The 4,062-nt window shown below is 55.4% G+C and carries 3 protein-coding genes and 1 pseudogene; all 4 read right to left on the reverse strand.

Features of this window, described 5'->3' with window-relative positions:
* Positions 1-245: pseudogene (locus ACTG4M_RS17115) on the reverse strand (CpaF family protein); the annotation flags it as partial.
* A gap of 11 nt (positions 246-256) precedes the next feature.
* Entirely contained in the window at positions 257-1,498 is a 1,242-nt protein-coding gene (locus ACTG4M_RS17120) for an AAA family ATPase (protein ID WP_439124880.1), read from the reverse strand.
* Positions 1,499-1,691: 193 nt separating this feature from the next.
* Entirely contained in the window at positions 1,692-2,363 is a 672-nt protein-coding gene (locus tag ACTG4M_RS17125) for an OmpA family protein (RefSeq protein ID WP_439124881.1), read from the reverse strand.
* A 4-nt stretch (positions 2,364-2,367) separates the two neighbouring features.
* Positions 2,368-3,789, reverse strand: a complete 1,422-nt coding sequence (locus tag ACTG4M_RS17130; RefSeq protein ID WP_439124882.1) for a type II and III secretion system protein family protein — start codon at positions 3,787-3,789, stop codon at positions 2,368-2,370.
* Positions 3,790-4,062: the final 273 nt, after the last annotated feature.

Consider the following 4,062-nt stretch of genomic DNA (forward strand, 5'->3'; position numbering starts at 1 on the left):
TGATCCAGAGCAGCAAGGTTCAGGTTGTCCAGAAGCGCGCGGTGCAGCTCCAGTTTGATTTCGCTCAGACGTTCTTTGCGTTTCTTGTCGCGGTCAGCTGATTCTAACACGGCCGCCTTTTTCGGTAAAACCTTTCGTAGGGACTTTGCCGGGCCGGGCGAATTCGCCGGTGTTTCGACTTTTGGCGCGGGAGCCTTGGCTGCCGGAGCGGCTTCTACAGTCGGCTTTTTGTAACGCGAAAACATCTGTTTACTCCTCAGGCAGCTTCAGCGTCGGAGCGACCGACTTCGTAAAGCGACTGCGCCAATTTGGCGATTTCTTTGCGCAGCGCGTTCTTCGGCTGCTGAAGGCCCAACGGCTGGCCATGATCCCCGGCTTCGGCGACTGCCTTGCCGCCATCTGGCAGATGCAAATCAACCGAGATATCAAGGCTTTCCTGCATTCTTTTTAGGCGGCTTTTGCCTTGGAGATCGGTGAATTTCGGTGCGCGGTTCAGAAGGAACCGAATTTTGTCGAAGGGCAGATCCTCGGCCTGAAGCGCGCGCTTGAGGCGATAGGTGTTCTGGGCTGACCGCATGTCGAGTTCGATCACGCCGAAATATACCTGCGCTGCATGCAGTACGGTTTCAGACCACTGAACGAGGCTTGGCGGCATGTCGACAACGACAAAGTCAAAGTGCTGCGCAGCCGTGTTCAAGAGCGCTTGGACCTCGGTTTGACCGATAATATCCAACGGTGGCAGATCAGCAGGCGACGTGAAAACGTGCAGCTTCTCCTCGAAAGTCACGAGCGCTTGGCCAAATGTGTCTTCGTCCATCGATTCGATGTCGGACAAAAGCTCGAGCACCGCTTCGCGACGCTGAACGTCAAGATACGTAGAGACCGCGCCGAATTGCAGGCCAAGGTCCATTATGCAGACGCGCGGTCCATTTTCCTTGACCACGGTTGCCAGTTCCCATGCAAGGTTGGTCGCAAAGGTGCTGGCACCACAGCCACCGGCCATGCCTTGTACCGCAATGATTACGCCATCGCCATCACTGGAGAGTTTGACGCCACTACCATCACGGATCGCAACAGGTTGCGGAAGCTCGGGCGTGCGCATACGTTCGATGGCTGCCTCAAGTTCGCCTTCGGGAAGAGGGTAGGGTACGAATTCGTCGGCGCCCTGACGCAGCAAATGGTGCAATGCCGATGGCGTAACATCATGCGCGATCAGAACGACTTTGATGCTGCGTGCCTTGGCGGCTGCGATTATTGCGGACAGGTGGTCGACATTTGCTTCGTCATCTGCGTCGATCGCTAGAGCCACGAACTCAAGATCTTCGCCTTCTTCCTGAAGGAAGAAATGCATCGCTTCGTCAAAACCAAGGTCGCCCCAGGCTTCACCTAGAACTGCTTCCATGTCTTCGATCAGGAGATCGAATTCCTGAACATCCCGGCTGATCGTGCACGCGATAAGCGGCGCCGGCTGCGGGGTGCTGGGAAGGATACTCGTCATTTGCCTCGTTTCCTCTAACTACGCGACGCCCGTTAGCTGCGTTTTGCATGCATCACGAACGTCAGTCCCGACTCGGTCGGGAGCGACTGCTACTGTTAGAAGGTCGTTGGAAAACTTGGCAACATTGGGGCCGAATTACCGAAATTGTACGGTATTTATGGCCGATGGCGTGGCCCCTTAAGGGGCCTTGCCTTTATTGGCTTGACTGGAAGTCGGTGCCGGTGATGCCTTCGAGAGTGGTTCTCGGCACGGCGCTGTTAATGTATTCGCGGTAGATGATCTCGGCATATTTGCCTTCGAGAACAGTGGGGTGCGATCCAACAAATCCGGAAACTTCGGTCACGGTGCGCCGGTTCCGACGCTCGCGGCCTTCGGTCACGATCAAGGGCTGGGTCTCGCCGAATGAAACAACCGCTTCGAGCCGATCCTTGCTGATACCCTGGGACGCAAGGAAATTAACCACGGCATGTGCCCGGTTCAGGCCAAGACGTTTGTTATACCCTTCACTGCCCACGGCGTCGGTATGGCCGTATACACGGAACCTGATTTCAGGGAACTGTCGGATCCAATGCGCCTGTTCGCGCAATGTGTCTCGTGCTCCACTATCTAGAACAGCGCTGTTGAACGCGAAGTTGACTGTTGTCATGACTTCACTCGCGAACCGCTGAGACAGATCATAGGTATAGCGCTTTTCGCCATTCATGATCTGCGTGTTGTTCATCGTTGCGTTGCCGAAATTACCGGTATCAAGCAGCGCCCCTGCCTCGCGGTTGAAGGCGCTGTAGACCGGATCGCTGGCGCAGGCTGCCAAGAGGGCGAGACTGGTCAGGGTTATCGGGATGCGTAGGTTTTTTTGAACTGCCATCGCCTCAATCCATCACATAACCATAGGAACCGTTAAAGTCCTGTTTGGCAACTTCGCCCGCAGCACCACGCAGATTTCGCGTGTCGCTGGCCACTCGCCCAAAGAGGAACAGGTCTTTTTCGCTTGGCGGACGTACCCGATCTGTCGGCAGGGCAAGCGCCTCGCCGCGTGTCGGTGTCACAAGGTGCGGCGTGATGATGATCACCAGTTCGGACTGTTCGCGTTCGTATTCTGCGCTTCTGAACAGTGCACCTAGAACCGGGATGTCCCCCAGCCATGGAACCTGACTGTTCAGGTCGCGGAAGTCATCTTGCAATAGGCCCGCAACTGCAAAGCTTTCGCCATCGCGCAGTTCAACCGTCGTCGTCGTTTCACGGCGGCTGAACCCGTCAATTCGGATCGCACCAATATCCACGCCGCTGCTGGGGTCGATGGACGAAACAGCTGCTTCGAGTTCGAGGTTGATCAGATTATCATCCAGAACACGCGGAACAAAGTTAAGCTCAACGCCGAAAGGTTTGAATTCAACCGTGATTGCACCGTCTTCCTGCGAAACAGGGACAGGGTATTCGCCGCCCGCGAGGAATGTCGCTTCTTGACCGGATAGAGCGGTCAAGTTCGGCTCTGCCAAGGTGCGTACAACACCTTTTGCTTCGAGCGCTTCAAGCAAGATCCCGACCTCAAGGCCGCCTGCGTTGAACCCAAAGAGGATCGCACCTTGCGATCCGGCCCCTGCGCCCAGCTTGTCGGCCACGGAATCAACTTGTGCCAACGGTGCCGCATTGCCTGTGCCCAATTCCAGACCAAGGTCACCGTCCAGCACTGAGCCACCGGTGGCCAATGAGGCCTGCAAGGATTTTGAAACGGACCGCTGCATCTCGGCAAAGCGTACTTTCAACATCACCTGCTGTACGCCACCCACCGTCATCAGGTTGGAAACCCGCTCTGGTGCGTAACGTTTTGCCAGGTCCAATGCGCGCTGCATGCGGACGGTGCTCGACACTGTGCCCGAAAGGACGATGCCATCATTCGCTGTCCGAACTTCAATCTTTTCGTCAGGAAGGATTTGACGAAGACGTTCTTTGAATTCCGAAAGGTCAGGGGCCACCATCACATCAACGTTGGTGATCAACTGGCCATTGCCGTCGAGAATCGTAAGGGTCGTCGTGCCCGGCGTTTTGCCAAGCACGTAAATGGTTCTGTCCGACAATGACGAAATGTCTGCGATTGACGGGTTCGCAATACTGAGTTCGGCAAAGGGGACTTCGCTTTCAACCACAACCGCACGGTTCATGGGAACGTTCAGTGTCGATTCAGTATTGTTCCGAATGACGCGCAACGTATCAGCGAATGCTGTTTGCGCCACTGGAGAAATAGCAAGTACCGCGCCCAACAGGGCGGCCTTGAAGGAACTGCTCGTATACATGTGACCTGCCTTTCCGATCACGCCTCAGATATGGGTCTTTTCGCCCGATATTGGCACCAAGCTGCGCTAAGTCAGCTTTTATTGCAAGAATCAATGATTTCAGAGGTGCCCTTCATGTGGATAAGGCGCAACATAATGCTGCGCCTTCCATAGTGTCGATTTACGTTGGATCACCAGATGCGGTGTGGATAGGGTCAGTTCGTACAAGGGATGGGCATTTCCACCACTTCACCGCCACGACGTGTCCGAATGGTACAAACTTCGTTTGCTTGC

Origin of the sequence: Marivita sp. (assembly GCF_965656765.1) — a bacterium.
Classification (GTDB): Bacteria; Pseudomonadota; Alphaproteobacteria; order Rhodobacterales; family Rhodobacteraceae; genus Marivita.